This window comes from Streptomyces macrosporus (assembly GCF_039533145.1).
Classification (GTDB): domain Bacteria; phylum Actinomycetota; class Actinomycetes; order Streptomycetales; family Streptomycetaceae; genus Streptomyces; species Streptomyces macrosporus.
The window spans coordinates 171,409-186,761 of record NZ_BAAASZ010000023.1 but is presented as its reverse complement, the minus strand read 5'-3'; the positions used below and the strand labels follow the sequence as shown (position 1 = coordinate 186,761).

Annotated in this window: 13 protein-coding genes; 6 read left to right on the top strand and 7 right to left on the bottom strand. The window is 75.4% G+C overall.

The features are described 5' to 3' along the window. Positions 1-32: 32 nt before the first annotated feature. On the bottom strand, positions 33-1,457 hold the full coding sequence (locus ABD335_RS16340; RefSeq protein ID WP_344323467.1) for a glycoside hydrolase family 10 protein: 1,425 nt from the start codon (positions 1,455-1,457) through the stop codon (positions 33-35). 379 nt (positions 1,458-1,836) lie between these two features. On the opposite strand from ABD335_RS16340, the gene dacB reads away from it, so the two are divergent. The 4 genes from dacB to ABD335_RS16320 all read left to right on the top strand — a co-directional run bounded on the left by dacB (position 1,837) and on the right by ABD335_RS16320 (position 6,371). Beyond that, on the top strand, positions 1,837-3,435 hold the full coding sequence (dacB, locus tag ABD335_RS16335; RefSeq protein ID WP_344323464.1) for a D-alanyl-D-alanine carboxypeptidase/D-alanyl-D-alanine endopeptidase: 1,599 nt from the start codon (positions 1,837-1,839) through the stop codon (positions 3,433-3,435). A 75-nt stretch (positions 3,436-3,510) separates the two neighbouring features. After that, entirely contained in the window at positions 3,511-4,599 is a 1,089-nt protein-coding gene (locus ABD335_RS16330) for a P1 family peptidase (protein ID WP_344323462.1), read from the top strand. Positions 4,600-5,188: 589 nt separating this feature from the next. Then, the gene (locus ABD335_RS16325) at positions 5,189-5,434 is read left to right on the top strand and encodes a hypothetical protein (RefSeq protein WP_344323461.1); all 246 of its coding nucleotides are present in this window, start codon (positions 5,189-5,191) and stop codon (positions 5,432-5,434) included. A 316-nt stretch (positions 5,435-5,750) separates the two neighbouring features. Next, on the top strand, positions 5,751-6,371 hold the full coding sequence (locus tag ABD335_RS16320) for an acetoacetate decarboxylase family protein (protein WP_344323460.1): 621 nt from the start codon (positions 5,751-5,753) through the stop codon (positions 6,369-6,371). A gap of 115 nt (positions 6,372-6,486) precedes the next feature. Here ABD335_RS16320 and ABD335_RS16315 read toward each other — a convergent pair whose 3' ends face one another. Next, positions 6,487-6,639 carry a DUF6126 family protein gene (locus tag ABD335_RS16315; protein WP_344323459.1) on the bottom strand — a complete coding sequence of 51 codons (153 nt, stop codon included), beginning with the start codon at positions 6,637-6,639 and terminating at the stop codon, positions 6,487-6,489. A 54-nt stretch (positions 6,640-6,693) separates the two neighbouring features. Then, on the bottom strand, positions 6,694-7,314 hold the full coding sequence (locus ABD335_RS16310) for a helix-turn-helix domain-containing protein (RefSeq protein WP_344323457.1): 621 nt from the start codon (positions 7,312-7,314) through the stop codon (positions 6,694-6,696). Between the two features lie 252 nt (positions 7,315-7,566). On the opposite strand from ABD335_RS16310, the gene ABD335_RS16305 reads away from it, so the two are divergent. Next, positions 7,567-8,781, top strand: coding sequence for a lycopene cyclase family protein (locus ABD335_RS16305; RefSeq protein ID WP_344323454.1), 1,215 nt, complete (start codon positions 7,567-7,569; stop codon positions 8,779-8,781). A gap of 78 nt (positions 8,782-8,859) precedes the next feature. After that, positions 8,860-10,431 carry an FAD-dependent oxidoreductase gene (locus ABD335_RS16300; RefSeq protein ID WP_344323452.1) on the top strand — a complete coding sequence of 524 codons (1,572 nt, stop codon included), beginning with the start codon at positions 8,860-8,862 and terminating at the stop codon, positions 10,429-10,431. Between the two features lie 25 nt (positions 10,432-10,456). Here the strand turns inward: ABD335_RS16300 and ABD335_RS16295 are convergent, their stop codons facing one another. Genes ABD335_RS16295 through ABD335_RS16280 form a run of 4 tightly spaced genes read right to left on the bottom strand, consistent with a single transcriptional unit; the run spans position 10,457 to position 15,280 of the window. Then, entirely contained in the window at positions 10,457-11,518 is a 1,062-nt protein-coding gene (locus tag ABD335_RS16295; RefSeq protein ID WP_344323450.1) for a DUF5914 domain-containing protein, read from the bottom strand. Then, positions 11,515-12,522, bottom strand: a complete 1,008-nt coding sequence (locus ABD335_RS16290; protein WP_344323449.1) for a phytoene/squalene synthase family protein — start codon at positions 12,520-12,522, stop codon at positions 11,515-11,517. The genes ABD335_RS16295 and ABD335_RS16290 overlap by 4 nt, the downstream gene beginning before the upstream one ends. Then, on the bottom strand, positions 12,519-14,060 hold the full coding sequence (locus tag ABD335_RS16285; protein WP_344323447.1) for a phytoene desaturase: 1,542 nt from the start codon (positions 14,058-14,060) through the stop codon (positions 12,519-12,521). The genes ABD335_RS16290 and ABD335_RS16285 overlap by 4 nt, the downstream gene beginning before the upstream one ends. Next, a complete protein-coding gene (locus ABD335_RS16280; RefSeq protein ID WP_344323444.1) occupies positions 14,057-15,280 on the bottom strand; it encodes a polyprenyl synthetase family protein in 1,224 nt (407 codons plus the stop codon). The genes ABD335_RS16285 and ABD335_RS16280 overlap by 4 nt, the downstream gene beginning before the upstream one ends. Between the last annotated feature and the right edge of the window lie 73 nt (positions 15,281-15,353).

The following is a 15,353-nucleotide window of genomic DNA, read 5'->3' as shown; positions in this document are numbered from 1 at the left end:
GTGGGGATGGTTCGGGGCTGTGGATGTGGGGGCTACGAGGCGGTGCAGGCGCCCAGGCGCGGGGCGGTCCAGTTGCCGTTGGCCATCACGGTGAAGCCGAAGCTGGTGGAGGAGCCGGCGGACAGGGTGCCGTTGCCGTTGGGCCGCATGGTCATCACGGTGCCGCTGGAGTCCCAGGAGGGGGTGCCGTTCCAGGTGGCGGAGATCCTCTGCGGCGAGGCGACGGTGACCGTCACCGACCAGGTCCCGATCGCGCTGCTTCCCGCCTTGACGGTGACCCTGCCGTTGAAGCGGTCGCCCCAGCGGTCGGTCTCCTCGTAGGTGACGGTGCACGACGCGCCGCCGCTGCCACCGGTGCCGCCGCCCGTCGTACCGCCCGTCGTACCGCCGGAGGAGCCGCCCAGGGCGGCGAGGACCGCGTCGTAGGCGGGCTTCTTGTTGTAGTTGCCGTCGAAGAGCAGCGGGGTGTCGGAGGAGCGCCAGGAGTACTTGTCGGTCACGCCCCACACGGTGATGCCGGTGCAGCGGGAGACCGCCAGGCAGGCCTGGACGACGCCGCGGTACTGCTCGGCCTGGGAGGAGCCGGAGCCCGCGATGTCCAGCTCGGTGATCTGGACGTCCACCCCGAGGTCGGCGAAGTTCTGCAGGGTGGTGTGGTAGTTGTTCGGCACCGGGTTGCCGCTGTTGAAGTGGGCCTGGAAACCGACGCAGTCGATGGGCACGCCGCGCGCCTTGAAGTCCTTGACCATGTTGTACACGGCCTGGGTCTTGGCGTGGCTCCAGTTGTCGGTGTTGTAGTCGTTGTAGCAGAGCTTGGCGTTGGGGTCGGCGGCCCGGGCGATGCGGAACGCCTCCTCGATGTAGCCGTTGCCCAGGCGCTGCTGGAAGACGGAGTTGCGGCGGGCGCCGCTGGAACCGTCCTCGAAGGCCTCGTTCACCACGTCCCAGGAGTGGATCTTGCCCTTGTACTGGCCCATGACCCGGTTGATGTGGTTGGTCATCGCCGAGCGCAGGTCGTTCCCGGAGAGGTTGCCGACCCAGCTCGGGAGCTGGGAGTGCCACACCAGCGTGTGGCCGCGGATCTTCATGCCGCGGCTCTGCGCGTGGTTGACGATCCGGTCGGCGTTGGTGAAGGTGAACGAGTTCCGGGACGGCTCCAGGGCGTCCCACTTCATCTCGTTCTCGGCCGTGACGGAGTCGAACTCCCGGTTGAGGGTGGTGACGTAGGCCGACTCGCCCAGCCGGTTGGCCGCCACCGCGGTGCCGAAGTAGCGGCCCTTCTCCGCCGCGGCGGCGGCGAGGGTGGAGGCGGCACTGGCCGTGCCGGTCAGCGCGGTGAGGGTGCCTGCCGCGGCCAGGGCCACCGAGGCGCCCAGCACCAGCGCGGTGCGCAGCCCGGACCGCGGGCGTCTCCGCCGCGGTCCGGGCCTCTCGGTGGTGTGGGGGGTGTCGATCATTGCGGTCCCTTCGTCCGTGGCCCGCGCGGACGGGGCGTCCGACGGGCCGGATGTGCCATTCGCGGCTCTGCCACCCGCCGTCCGGTGGGGCATCGGACGGCGGGTCCATGGCGATCGGCAACGATCGGTATGGAGTATGGGCTTACCCTGAGAGACCGTCAACGCTTCCTTCCGGAAAAGTTCCGGATGAGTTTTCCGGTGACACCTCCCACAAGGCACCGCGTCAGCACGGTAGTTGGCCTCCATGCGGAACAGAAACACGAGAAGGATCGGAGAGATTGGCCATGAAAATTCCGACCTGATTCCGGTAAGAAACTCGGGAGTTTCGGGTCGCACCCGGTCTGTCGGCGTTCCCTCGTCCACGGAATCCTCGTGTGCCATGACCAGACGCAGCACAGGCATACGCACCCGAGGCCGGACGGCCTGGACCTGGACGGTCGTCGCCGGCCTCGCCCTGACGCTCACCTGGAGCTCGCCGGCCGGGGCCGACGACCCCGCCGAGACCCGGCTCACGGAGGCCATCGACCGCATCCTCGCCGACGAACGGCTGGCGGGGGCCGCGGCGAGCGTGGTCGTCGGCGAGGCCGACACCGGCCGCGTCCTCTACGAGCGCCACCCCGACAGCAGGCTGATGCCCGCGTCCAACACCAAGCTGACGACCTCCGCCGCCGCGATGGAGATCCTCGGCCCCGACCACCGCTTCCGCACCGAGGTGCTCTCCGACGGCACCCGCCGCGGACCGGTGCTCCGCGGCGACCTGTACCTGCGCGGCACCGGCGACCCCACCATGCTCGCCGAGGACTACGACCGGCTGGCCGAGGAGGTCGCGGCCTCCGGGATCAGGTACGTCACCGGCCGGTTGGTCGCCGACGACACCCGCTTCGACGACCGGCGGCTGGGCCGGTCGTGGGCCGCCGACGACGAATCCGCCTACTACTCCTCGCAGATCTCCCCGCTGACCGTCGCCCCGGACACCGACTACGACGCCGGCACCGTCCGCGTGAGGGCCGTCCCCGGCGAGAAGCCCGGCGACGCCCCGGAGGTCACCGTCACCCCGCCCAACGACTACGTCACCGTCGACGTGCGCGGGACCACCGTCGCGGCGGGCGAGCCCGACACCCTCTCCATCGAGCGCGAACACGGCCGCAACACCATCGTGGTGAGCGGCGACATCCCCGTCGGGGCCGACGCCACGACCTCGTGGATCAGCGTCTGGGAGCCCACCGGCTACGCCGCCGCGGTCTTCTCCGACGCGCTGGCCGACCACGGGGTGCGGGTCGCCGGCGGCGTCCGTACGGGCAGGCCCACGCCCCGGGACGCCACGGTCCTCGCCGACCACCGCTCGATGCCGCTGAAGGACCTGCTCGTCCCGTTCATGAAGCTGTCCAACAACAACCACGCCGAGGTGCTCGTCAAGGCCATCGGCCACGAGACCTCCGGCCGGGGCACCTGGAGCGCGGGGCTGGCCGCCGTCGAGGACCACCTGGAGAAGGAGGGCGTCGACACCGGCACCCTGCGCCAGGTGGACGGCTCGGGCCTGTCCCGGATGAACGCCGTGCCCGCGAGGCAGCTCGCGCGGCTGCTGGTCGCCGTGCGGGACGCGCCGTGGTTCGACCAGTGGTACGCCTCCCTGCCGGTGGCCTGCGCGAAGGACCGGATGGTGGGCGGCACGCTCCGCTCCCGGATGTGCGGCACGCCGGCGGCCGGGAACGCCCGTGCCAAGACCGGCTCCCTGACCGGCGCCTCGGCGCTCTCGGGGTACGTCACCGACGCCGACGGCCGCGAGCTGTTCTACAGCGTCGTCCTCAACAACCACCTCGCCTCCTCCGTGAAGGACATCGAGGACGCCGTGGTGGTCACCCTGGCCTCGCACGGCAGGGAGGGGACGGAGACCGTCTTGCCGCGCGGCGCCCGCGCCTCCGCCTCGCCGGCGGAGGCGGAGGCGGAGTGCTCCTGGACGAAGCCGCGCGGCTGCTGAACCCCACGTCCGACCCCGGCGGGAGGCGGTGGGATGCTGGCCGCCTGGAACGGCGGACGGCCGGGAGGACGGCACATGGCACGGCACGGACGGCGGGCGCGGGACCTGGGGATCGTGACGGACGGCGGCGAGCCGGGTCCGTACGGAGCGATCACCGACGTACCGGGCGTCGCGGTGGGACACACCACGCTCCGCCGCCCGCCGGACGTGCACACCGGGGTGACCGCGATCGTCCCGGCGGGCGTCGGGCCGCTGCCCGCCGGGACGCCCCTGCCCGCCGGGCTGTTCGCCGCGAACGGGTACGGCAAGCTCGTCGGCGCCACCCAGCTCGTCGAGCTGGGACAGCTGGAGTCGCCGATCGTCCTCACCTCCACCCTGTCCGCCTTCCGCGCCGCGGACGCGATGGTGAGCCGGATGCTGTCCCGGCCGGAGTTCGCCGACGTGCTCTCCTACAACCCGGTCGTCGGCGAGTGCAACGACGGATACCTCTCCGACGTCCGGGCCCGGCCGGTCCGGGAGGAGGACGTGCTGGCCGCGATCGAGGGGGCCTCCACCGGCCCGGTGGCCGAGGGGTGCGTGGGCGCCGGCACGGGCACCTGCGCGCTGGGGTTCAAGGCGGGGATCGGGACCGCCTCCCGTCGGGTCGTGCCGGACGAGGCGGGCCCCTGCACCGTGGGCGTCCTGACGCAGGCCAACTTCGGCGGAACGCTGCGGATCGGGGGCGTCGCCGTCACGCCCGATCCGCCGGACGCGGCGGCGGGGACGGAGGCGGCGGCCGGAGCGGACGGCACGGGGCCGGGCGAGGACGGCTCCTGCGTGGTGGTCGTGGCGACCGACGCCCCGCTCGACGCACGGCAGTTGGGCCGGCTGGCCCGGCGCGCGGTCTTCGCCCTGGGCCGGGTCGGCGCCTCCTACGGCCACGGCAGCGGCGACTACGGCATCGCGTTCAGCACCTCGCCGGCGCGGGACGGCCGTCCGGCCGTGGTGCCCGACCACCGGCTGGACCCGCTCTTCGGCGCGGTGCTGGCGGCCTCCGAGGAGGCGGTCCTCAACGCCCTGTGCGCGGCGGTCACCACGACCGGGCGGCTCGGCCGCACGGTGCCCGCCGTCTCCCACGACCGGTTGCGGGAGGCCGCCGCGCGAACCGCCCCGTCCGGCCGGTGACGCCCGGGGCCACCGCCTCGGCCGCCGTTCCGGTCGTCCGGTGGCACGCCCTCGCCCGCGGCCGGCGGCGGACGGATCGACGATCGTCCGTGTGAGTGTCCGCGCGGAGGGTGGGTACGCGAGGGACACAACCCGTGAGGGAGTCGCACAGCGGTCGGCGGAAGCCGGGCGCTGACACCGCCGGCGGTCGATGTGTCCGTCCCCTGCATCGGTCGGCCGCCGGCCCGCTCCCGTCCCGACCGGCCCCCAAGAGAGCCGTGACACCACAGACTCCGGCTCTCCTTGGACGAGGAGGCCGGGCTCCGGGAGGAGGACACGCCGCCCCGCGGGCTCCGTGCGGGAGGCGGCCGCCGTCGAGCGGCCGCCCCGGGCGCGGGCCGTGGGCGGTGGGGTCCGTCGCGGGTTCCCCCGCGTGTCCTCCGTGCGTGTCGATCTTCGTCCTCCTGATGGGTGCGTTCACGGCGTGCCGACTATGGGAACGGCGACCGACGCGGGTGACGGAAAGGGCCGAATGCAGCACGCCACCGAGCGAAGGCCCCGAGGCGGAGTCAGGGTGGAAATCCCCAACGTCTCAAAGGAGATGGATCCCATGCGTCGTTTTGTCCGCATGTCCGCCGTCGGTGTCGGCCTGTGCGCCGCCGTGCTCGTCGGCTCCCCCGCCGTCGCGGCGGACAGCCCCGAGTCGGGCGTCCAGATGTGTTCCGAGCACCTCGCCCCCGGCCTCCTCGGCGGTCTGTTCCCGCACATGGGCAGCCAGACCAAGGGCTGCATGTCCAGCACCACCGGCGGCCACACCGCGATCGCCCCGGTGACCAGCGTCCCGACGGCGCAGTAACGGTAGCGCGGTTCACGGGTGGGTGTCCGGCGGTCCGACCGCCGGACACCCACCCGTCGTCGTGGGGGCACTCGGGGGGACGCCTTCCCCGACCCCCGAACTCCGGTGGGCGGACGGGGTGTCGAGACCTCCGCGCCCTTGGTGCACGCCGTCCGGACGGTCGGGATCGGGACGATCGCGCGCGGTGCGTCCTCCCGCCGGCACCGCCCGTCCCCGCATGGCCCGCCGCGCGCCGGGTACGGCTCCCACCATCGCAGGAGAGCCGACACGGCCGGTGTCGCCGCGTCGGGGCCGTGCCAGGAAGGAGCCGTGGAACATGCCCGGTCCCGCCGCCGAGGAGGCGTCCCATCCGCCCGCTCCCTGGAGGTTCCGGGGGCGGCTGTGGGCCGGGGTCTTCCCGGCGCGCCACCGGCAACCCGTTCCCGCCGACCTGCGCCCGCTGCCGGGCGGCTCCTCGCACCTGGTGGTCGGGCTGGTCCGGTACCGGGAAGGCACCCTGCGCTACGACGAGTTGGCCGTCGGCCCCCTGGTGCGGCGCGGCGCGCGGGCCGGACTGCTGATCGACCGCATCTGGGTCAGCGACCCCGTCTCGGTGCGGGGCGGACGGGACATCTGGGGCCTGCCCAAGGAACTCGCCGAGTTCGACTGGACGGACCGCTCGGTGCGGGTGAGCGACCGTGCCGGCCTGCTGGCCGAACTGGCCTTCCGGCCGGGCCGGTTGGGACTTCCGGCCGTGCCGATGCCCCTGCCCGGCTTCTCGGGGTCCGTCGGACGGCGGCTGTTCGTTCCCGGCCGTCTGGTGGGCACCCTGCGCCGGGAGCCCCTGGCCGTCGTCTCGTGGTCGGAGCGGCTCCCGGCCCTGGCGACCACCGTCCCCCGCCTCTCGGTGGCCGTGCGGCCCTTCCGCATGACCGTGCCCGGCCCGGTGCCCTGCTGAGGGCGTCGGGCCGGGGCGGCGGACGTCGGCCTCACGGCCCGAGGGTCGCCGGGGAGGGTCCGAGGATCATCGGGCGCCCCGGATCATCGGGCGCCCTCCGCCGTCCGCGCGGCCGTCACTCGCCGCCGCCCAGCTTGAAGAGCATGAAGAGGAAGGCCGCGAAGACGTGGGTCGCCACGAAGTAGGTGAAGAGTCGGACGACGGCCCCGCGGGGGAACTTCCTCTCCTCGTTCATGCGGGACGCGGGCCGGGGCTGCTGGTCGGACATGGTGTCGCCTTTCGGAACCGGGGGTGAGCCGTCGGGGTCGGGGGACGGGGGTGCTCAGGGCGCGTGCGGGACCGGCCCGCCGATGCACAGTTCGGCGACGGTGCTGCGCAGCAGCGTGTGGACGAACAGCAGGTCGACGCCTTCGGGCGCCGCCGCGGCGATCCGGTGCGGGGTGAGCGAGTCGAAGTGCGCGGAGTCGCCGGGCCGCAGGATGTGCTCGGTCTCCCCCAGCACCAGTCGCAACTGCCCGGTCAGCACGTGGATCCACTCCTCGCCCGGGTGCACCCGCACCAGGTCGTGTCCGCGCCGCGGGCCGTGCGGCACGTGCACCCGCAGCGCCTGCATCGCCCGGCCCGACCCGCCCGCCTGCCGGTAGGTCCAGCCGTCCGCCGTGACCGCCTCCGCCCGGTCGGTCCGGACGATCGGGTCCCGCTCCGGGGGCGTCTCGCCGAGCAGTTCCGAGACGGTGGTGCCGTAGATCCGGGCGAGCGCGAGCAGCGACGGCAGCGAGGGCTGGCGACCGCCGGTCTCCAGACGCGACAGGTGCGCGGGCGACAGCTCGGCGCGCCGCGCGGCGGCCTCCAGGGTCAGCCCGCTCCGTCGGCGCAGGTCACGGAGGCGGGAGGCGATCTGCGGCGGCAGTCCGCCGGTCTCGTCCTCGCGTGGGGAACTCACACGACGATTGAGCCAGAAACCTGCCTGTGAGGCAAAAATTTTGCCTCACAGGCAAAAGCGGGCCGGGTGGCGTCCGCTTCCCTCCGGCGGCCGGGCCCGCCGACGCGACCGGCGCGGCGAATCTCGGTGAATCTCGACGGATCGCGGCGGATCGCGGCGGATCGCGGCGGACGCTGCCGGCACAGCGGTGATCCTACGCGCTTCGCCCGATCCGGCGGTGTGCGGGCGGGAGCGGTGTGGAACACCCTCCGGGTGACCGATGTGGACGTGGACATCGCGGTGGTGGGCGCGGGCGCCGCGGGGCTGTCGCTGGCGCACCGGCTGGCCGGCGCCGCCGATCCGCGCGGCGCCGCCCCCACCGTGGCGGTGGTCGAGGCGCCCGACGACGGAGGGGTCCGCACCCCGCCGCGCACCTGGTGCTTCTGGGAGAGCGGGGCCGGCCCCTACGAGGCGGCGGTCCGGGCCTCCTGGGACCGGCTGCGCGTGCGCTGCCCTGACGGGCGCACCGCCGAGGTCCCGCTGGGCGCGGTGCGCTACAAGATGATCCGCTCCCCGGACTTCACCGAACTGGTGGAGCGCCGGCTGGCGCGTCCGCCCCGACTGCGCCGGCTGACCGCGACGGTCCACCGGGTGCGGGACGATCCGGCGGGCGGCGCCGTCGTCCACGGCACGGACCCGTCGGGCGCCCCGGTGCGGGTGCGGGCCCGCTGGGCCTTCGACTCCCGCCCTCCGCACCGGCTTCCCGCCGCGCGCACCACCCTGCTCCAGCACTTCCGCGGCTGGTTCGTGCGCTGCGCCGCAGACGCCTTCGACCCGTCCGCCGTGGAGCTGATGGACTTCCGCACCCCGCAGCCGGCGCGCGGTCTGTCCTTCGGCTACGTCCTGCCGCTGGGACGGCGGGAGGCGCTCGTGGAGTACACCGAGTTCTCCGCCGCGCCGCTGCGCCGGGAGGAGTACGAGCGGGCGCTGCGGCACTACACCGGGGAGGTGCTGGGGCTCGGCGAGACGACGGTGGTGGAGACCGAACAGGGCGTCATCCCCATGACGGACGCGGTCTTCCCGCGCCGCGCGGGGCGCCGCGTCTTCCGCATCGGCACGGCGGGCGGAGCCACCCGGCCCGCCACCGGCTACACCTTCGCCGCCGTCCAGCGGCAGAGCGACGCCATCGCCGACGCCTGGCGCCGCGGGCGCGTCCCGGTGCCGCCCCCGGCGCACGCCGCCCGGCACCGGGCGATGGACGCGGTGCTGCTGCGGGCCCTGGCCACCGGGCGGGTGTCGGGGGCGCGGTTCTTCGGCGACCTGTTCCTGCGCAACCCCGCCGACCGCCTGCTGCGGTTCCTCGACGGCCGCTCCCGGTGGTGGGAGGAGGTGGCCATCGGGTCGAGCACCCCCGTGTGGCCCATGCTGCGCTCGGCGGTGGAACTGCCCGTGCTGCGGCGGCGTGACGCCGTCGTTCCGAGGCCCTGACGGCCTTATGGTCGCCGTGTCCGGTCTCCTCGCCCCCTCCGTTTCCCGCCCCGCCCGCCTTCTTCGGGAGTACCCGCCATGTCCCTGCCGCGCCGCGGACGAACGACCCACCGCACGACCGCCCGGCGCGGGCGCGACCGCCGCGCCGTCGTCCTGCCCCCGGTGCCGGGACGGCCGTCGATCGCGGGGGGCGCTCCCCGGGTCGCCGTCGTCGGCGGGGGCATCGCGGGGCTGGCGGCGGCCACGGCGCTGGCCGAGCGGGGAGCGCGGGTCACCGTCCACGAGCGGGAGCCGTACCTGGGCGGCCGGCTGGCCGGCTGGCCGGTGACGCTGGCCGACGGGTCCGCGGCGACGATGAGCCGGGGCTTCCACGCCGTCTTCCGCCAGTACTACAACCTGCGCGGACTGCTGCGCCGGGTGGACGGCTCCCTGGGAATGCTCTCCGGGCTGCCGGACTATCCGCTGGAGCACGGTGACGGAGCGCGGGACGGCTTCGCGCGGGTGCCCCGCACCCCGCCGTGGAACGCGCTCGGCTTCGCCCTCCTCAGCCCCACGTTCACCTGGTCGGGGCTGCTGCGCATGGCCCCGGCGGCGGCCCTCCCGCTGCTGGACGTGCGGGTGCCGGAGGTGTTCGAACGGCTCGACGGCATCAGCGCCGCGGACTTCCTCGACCGCGTCCGCTTCCCCGCCGCCGCCCGGCACCTGGCGTTCCGGGTGTTCTCCCGCAGCTTCTTCGCCGACCCGCACGAGCTGTCGGCGGCCGAGCTGGCGCTGATGTTCCACATCTACTTCCTCGGCTCCGCCGAGGGCCTGCTCTTCGACGTGGTGAACGAGCCGTTCCCGACCGCCCTGTGGGAGCCGCTGGAGAAGTACCTGCGCGGCCACGGCGCCGAGTTCCGCACCGGCACCGCCGTGGAGTCGGTCTCCCCCACCGCCTCGGGAACGTACGCGGTGCGGTCGGCGGACGGCGCGGTCGGGCGGTTCGACGCGGTGGTCCTGGCCCTGGACACCGCCGGTCTGCGGCACGTGGTGGCCGGCTCCCCGCGGCTGGGCGACACCGCCTGGCGGGAGCGGGTCCGACGGCTGCGCACCGCCCCGCCGTTCCTGGTGTCGCGGCTGTGGCTGGACCGTCCGGTCCGCCCGGAGCGGCCCGGATTCCTGGGCACCAGCGGCTACGGCCCGCTGGACAACGTCAGCGTGCTGGAGCGGTGGGAGGGCGAGGCGGCCCGGTGGGCGCGGCGCACCGGGGGCTCGGTGGTGGAGCTGCACGCGTACGCCGTCCCGCCCGGCGCCGACCGCGCCGCCGTCCGGGAGCGGCTGCTCGCCGAGCTGCGCCGGCTGTGGCCGGAGACGCGCCGGGCGCGCGTGGTGGACGCGGTGCACGAGTGGCGCGCGGACTGCCCGCTGTTCGCGGTGGGCTCCTTCGGCGAACGTCCGCCGGTGCGCACCCCCGACCCGGGCGTGGTGCTCGCCGGGGACTGCGTCCGGGTGGACCTGCCGGTGGCGCTGATGGAACGGGCGGCCACCACCGGCTTCCTGGCGGCGAACGCGCTCCTGGCGCGCTGGGGGGTGCGGGGACAGACGCTGTGGACGGTGCCCCTGGCGGGTCGGTCGGCGGTGCTGAGGGCGCTGGCGGCGTCCGCCCGGTGAGCCGGCCGGGGTGTGTGCGGGGACGTCAGCCGGGGAAGCGGCCCGTGCCGCGCAGGTGCCGGCGCCGTTCGGCGTAGGCGAGGTCGTCGCGCCACAGGCGTGCGGCCGTACGGCGCACCAGCGGGCGCAGCAGCGGGGCCGCCGCCCGGGCCAGGGCGAAGCCGGGCCGGTCGGAGGTGGCGAGGATCGCCTCGGTCACCGCGGTGCGGGGCCTCCCCCGGTCGTCCGTGCCCAGCGGGGTGGCGTGGGTCTCCACCACCGAGCCCGTGCCCTCCCCCTCGACGATGCGCATCACCACGGTGCGCGGTTCGGGGGAGGTGAAGACGGCGCGCACCGGGACCGCGCCGCGCGGGCCGACCTTGAAGGTGACGCGGACGACGAAGCGGTCCTCCTCCGGGCCGGCCGGGTCCGCGCCCGCGCTCGGGGCCTGGACCACCGTCAGGTCGGAGAAGGAGTACGGGTGGAACCAGGCGCCGTGCCAGGGGTCGAGGCGGTTGGCGACGACGTCCTCCGGCTCGCAGACGCCCGCGGTCTCGGTGACCGCCACCAGCGAGGCGGCCCGCGGCGGACGGTCCGGGAGCACCGGCCGGTCCAGCGGTTCCTCGCCGCCGGCCGCGTCGAGCCGGACCCAGGCCAGGACCCCGTCGTCGTGGGCGGGGAAGGGCTCCCAGCCGGCGGTGCCGCGGCCGTCCAGGGCCAGACCGTGCCAGTGGCAGACCAGACGGCCGCGGCACACGGGGCTCTCGCGCAGGGGCGCCCCCAGGTGGGGGCAGGCGCCGGGCCCGGCCACCAGGCGTCCGGTCGCGTCGCGCCAGGCGACCACCTCCGTGCCGGCGACGGTGCGTCCGAAGGGGCGGCCCGGGCGGATCCGCTCCGACGGGCCCAGGACGTACCAGTTGCCCGAGGGCCGGGCGGCGGCCCGTTTCAGCGCGGCGGCGATGACGGCCGGGGACGCCTCGCGCCAGGTCGGCCGCTGCCTCGCCCAGTCGACCGGGGACGCCAGGCGCAGGGGCAGGCCGCGCCGGGGGAGACGGAGGGCGGGGCGCCGGTTCTCCGGCCGGGCGCTTCGGGGCGTGTCGGACGTCATGGCAGGGCGTTCCTCCCAGGGACCGGGCGGGCCGCGGCGGGCGCGGGCCGCCCGGGGGCGATGCGGCGGCGCAGCCGGGCGGCGGTGAGGCGGGCCAGGCCGTCCAGGGCGACGGCGGCGCGGCGGCGGACCGGCACGGCGACCCGGCGGTGCAGCACGGCGTAGCCGGCGGCCTCGATCCGTTCCAGGATGCCGCCGTAGAGGACGAACGCCGTGCGGATGCAGGGCCGGGCGACGGGGTCGAGCAGGGCGATGCCGGGACGGGCGTCGCGGTAGACCGAGTGGGTGTGCTCGGCGACCTCGCGCAGGGCCGCGCGCACCCGGGGGTGGCCGCGGCGCGTGTCGCGGCACCAGCGCAGCAGGTCGCGGTCGACGCGGTGCCGGTCGAGGACCTCGGCGGGGAGGTAGACCCGGCCCCGGTCCAGGTCCTCGCCCACGTCGCGCAGGAAGTTGGTGAGCTGGAAGGCGACGCCCAGGGCCGCGGCGTGGGGTTCGGCCTCCTCGCGCGGGCCCACGGTGCCCAGCACGGGCAGCATCTGGAGTCCGATGACGGCGGCCGAGCCGTGCATGTAGGCGTACAGGTCCGCGTAGCGGGGGTAGTCCGTGACGTCCAGGTCCATCCGCATGGACGCCATGAAGTCGTGGAACAGCCGGTGGTCGATGCGGTGGACCGAGGCGGTGTGCGCGAGGGCGCGGAGCACGGGGGCGGGGGTGTCGGCGCGCGGTCCGGCGCGCAGCGCCTCCGCCAGGTCCTCCTCCAGCGCGGCCAGGGCGCGGGCGCGTTCCTCGACGGTCCGCGCGCCGCCCGTGTCGTCGACGATCTCGTCCGCCCACCGCGCGAAGCCGTACAGGGCGTGCACGGCGGGGCGGCGGGCGGGCGGCAGGAGACGGGTGGCCAGGAAGTAGGTCCTGCCGTGGCGGGCGTTGAGCGCGCGGCAGACGGCGTACGCCCGGCGCAGCCGCGGATCGGTCACGCCCGCGGCGTCCAACTCCCGGGCGGTCACGGCCGTTCCTCGCCGGCGGCGGGGACGGTGGGCGCGGGACGTCCGGCGCGGCGGGCGGGCCGGGGCGGGCCGACGATGCGCCAGGCGGCCAGCTTGCCGGAGATCAGCACGGTGGGCACGCCGACGCCCGGGGTGGTGCCGCAGCCGGCCAGGACGGCGTTGTCCACGCCCCGCACCAGGTTCCGCGGCCGGAAGGGGCCGGTCTGCCGGAGGGTGTGGGCGACGGAGAAGGGGGTGCCGGCGGCGTGCCCCTGGGCGGCCCAGTCCTCGGGGGTGACCAGGCGTTCCACCTCGATGTCCCGCCCCAGCCCGGTCAGGCCCCGGCGTTCCAGTTCGGCCACGACGCGGTCCCGGTAGCCGGGTGCCACCTCGGGCCAGGGCAGCGGACCGGTGGTGGTGTTGGGGCAGGGCGCCAGGACGTAGTGGAGGTGGCGTCCGGGCGGGGCCAGGGTGGGGTCCGTGGCCGTGGGGCGGGAGACCAGCAGGGACGGGTCGCTCATCAGCCGTCCGGTGCGGGTCAGCTCGGTGAAGGTGCTCCGCCAGGCGTCGCCGAAGAAGAGGGTGTGGTGGGCCAGTTGGGGCCAGGTGCGCCGGGTGCCGACGTGGAGCACCACCGCCGAGGGCGAGTGCCGCAGCGGCACCGGCCGGCGGGGGGCGCGGCCCAGCAGGCGGTAGGCGACGGGGAGGTCGGGGGTGAGGACGACCGCGTCGCAGGGGATGCGGCGGCCGTCGCGGGTGTGCACGGCGACGGCCCGGCCGGCCCGCTTCTCCAGGCGTGTCGCCTCGCACCCGTAGAGCAGCTCGCCTCCCGCGTCGCGGGCCGCGGCGGCCAGGGCGGTGGGCAGGGCGTGCATGCCGCCGCGGGGGAACCAGACGCCGGCGACCGTGTCCATGTAGGCGATGACGGCGTAGGCGGCCAGGGCCCGGGCGGGCGGCACTCCGGCGTAGAGGGCCTGGAAGGTGAAGACCCGGCGCAGGCGTTCGTCGGTCAGGAACCGTCTCACCTGTCCTTCCAGCCGTCCGAAGCCGCCGAGGGCCGCCAGCCGGGCGAGGTCGGGGTGGAGCAGTTGGAGGGGGTGGTCGATGTTGCTGTCGATGAAGCGCCGCATCTGCGCGTGGTACAGGCGCTCCAGCCAGTGCCGCAGCCGCAGGTAGCCCGCCGCCTCGGCCGGCCCGGCGAAACGCCGTACCTCCTCCTCCATCGCCCCGGCGTCGGTGTGCACCTCCAGGTGGGAGCCGTCGGCGAAGTGGGCGCGGTAGGCGGGGTGCAGGGGCAGCAGCTCCAGCCGCTTGTCGACGGACTCGCCCACGGCGGCCAACGCCTCGTCGATCAGGTGGGGCATGGTCAGGACGGTCGGGCCGGTGTCGATGCGGTAGCCGCCGGCGTCGAGGCGTCCGGCCCGGCCGCCGGGCGCGGTCTCCCGCTCGACGACCGTCACCCGGCGTCCGGCGCCGAGCAGGTGGAGGGCCGCGGAGAGCCCGGACAGACCGGCGCCGACGACCACGACGTGGTCCGTGCGCCCGCCGACGGCCCTCACCTCGCCTCCGTTCCCGGCGCCGGGAACGCCTCGCCGTCCGTCCCCGCCGCCGCCCGGACCATGGCGGTCAGCCGGCGGGCGACGACCGGGTCGTCGCAGACGCGGTACAGGCGGCGCACGGCGATCTCGCCGAGCCGTTCGATCCGCTCCTCCACGGCGGCGCGCACCCCCAGTCGGGTCAGGACGTCCCGGAAGCGGGCGAGCCGTTCGGGGGTGAGGGTGGGATCGCCCAGGCTCTCGCGCAGGACCGCGCGGGCCTCCTCGTCGCCGAGCGCCTCGGCACGGGCCAGGGCGAGGGCCACCAGGTAGGTCGTCTTGCCCTGGCGCACGTCGTCGCCCGCGGGCTTGCCCGTCCGCCGCGGGTCGCCGAAGACGCCGAGGAGGTCGTCCCGCAGTTGGAAGGCGAGTCCCGCGTTGTGCCCCGCGAAGCGCAGCGCGCCGACGAGTTCGTCGTCGGCCCCTTTGAGGACCGCTCCCAGGTGGAGGGGGCGCTCGACCGTGTAGAGGGCGCTCTTGAGGTAGGCCACGCGCAGGGCCGTGGCCGCCGAGGGCCTGCCCGTGGCCTGGGTGTGCAGGTCGAGGAACTGGCCGGCCACCATCTCGGTGCGCATCGCCCGCCACGGTCCCTGGGCCCTGCGGCGGGCCGGGCCGTCCGGAAGGGCCTCGGCGAACAGGTCGTCGGCCCAGGCCAGGGCGAGGTCGCCGGCGAGCGTGGCCACCGACGTCCCGTACCTCTCGGGGTTGCCGAGCATGCCGTCCCGCCGGTGGCGGTGGGCGAAGTCGACGTGGAGGGCCGGGTGGCCGCGGCGCAGCGCGGAGTCGTCCATCACGTCGTCGTGGATCAGGGCGCAGGTCTGGAGCAGTTCCAGGGCCGCGGCGATCCGCAGGGCGGTGGCCGCGTCCTCGTCGTGGGGGGCGCCTCCGGCGGCCCGCCAGCCCCACCACAGGAAGGAGGCGCGCATCCGCTTGCCTCCGCGGAGGGCGAACGTCGAGACGGCGGCGGCGAGTTCCGCGCGGAAGACGTCGTCGACGCCCTCGGCCTCCTCGCACCGCTCGGCCACGTAGCGCCGCAGGACCTCCTCCACCCGGGGGCGGATCTCCTGGTCGCCGTGGTCGCCTTCCCGGGACCCCTCCCCCGGCGCGGACCGGTCCGGTCCGGGCGGGGGGTCGTGGGCGCGGCGGGGGGCGCCCGGCTCGATCGTGGCCATCGGATGCCTCACGCGGCGTTCCACCTCGTGTGGCGGAGGCCGGTGGGGGGCGGCGCCGGCAGGGCCGCGGACGGTTTACGGCTGA

What these genes read in the sequence shown, in the direction of transcription:
- ABD335_RS16340 (WP_344323467.1), bottom strand. Translation starts at nt 1,457, where the DNA reads ATGATCGACACCCCCCACACCACCGAGAGGCCCGGACCGCGGCGGAGA.
- dacB (WP_344323464.1), top strand. Translation starts at nt 1,837, where the DNA reads ATGACCAGACGCAGCACAGGCATACGCACCCGAGGCCGGACGGCCTGG.
- ABD335_RS16330 (WP_344323462.1), top strand. Translation starts at nt 3,511, where the DNA reads ATGGCACGGCACGGACGGCGGGCGCGGGACCTGGGGATCGTGACGGAC.
- ABD335_RS16325 (WP_344323461.1), top strand. Translation starts at nt 5,189, where the DNA reads ATGCGTCGTTTTGTCCGCATGTCCGCCGTCGGTGTCGGCCTGTGCGCC.
- ABD335_RS16320 (WP_344323460.1), top strand. Translation starts at nt 5,751, where the DNA reads ATGCCCGGTCCCGCCGCCGAGGAGGCGTCCCATCCGCCCGCTCCCTGG.
- ABD335_RS16315 (WP_344323459.1), bottom strand. Translation starts at nt 6,639, where the DNA reads ATGTCCGACCAGCAGCCCCGGCCCGCGTCCCGCATGAACGAGGAGAGG.
- ABD335_RS16300 (WP_344323452.1), top strand. Translation starts at nt 8,860, where the DNA reads ATGTCCCTGCCGCGCCGCGGACGAACGACCCACCGCACGACCGCCCGG.
- ABD335_RS16295 (WP_344323450.1), bottom strand. Translation starts at nt 11,518, where the DNA reads ATGACGTCCGACACGCCCCGAAGCGCCCGGCCGGAGAACCGGCGCCCC.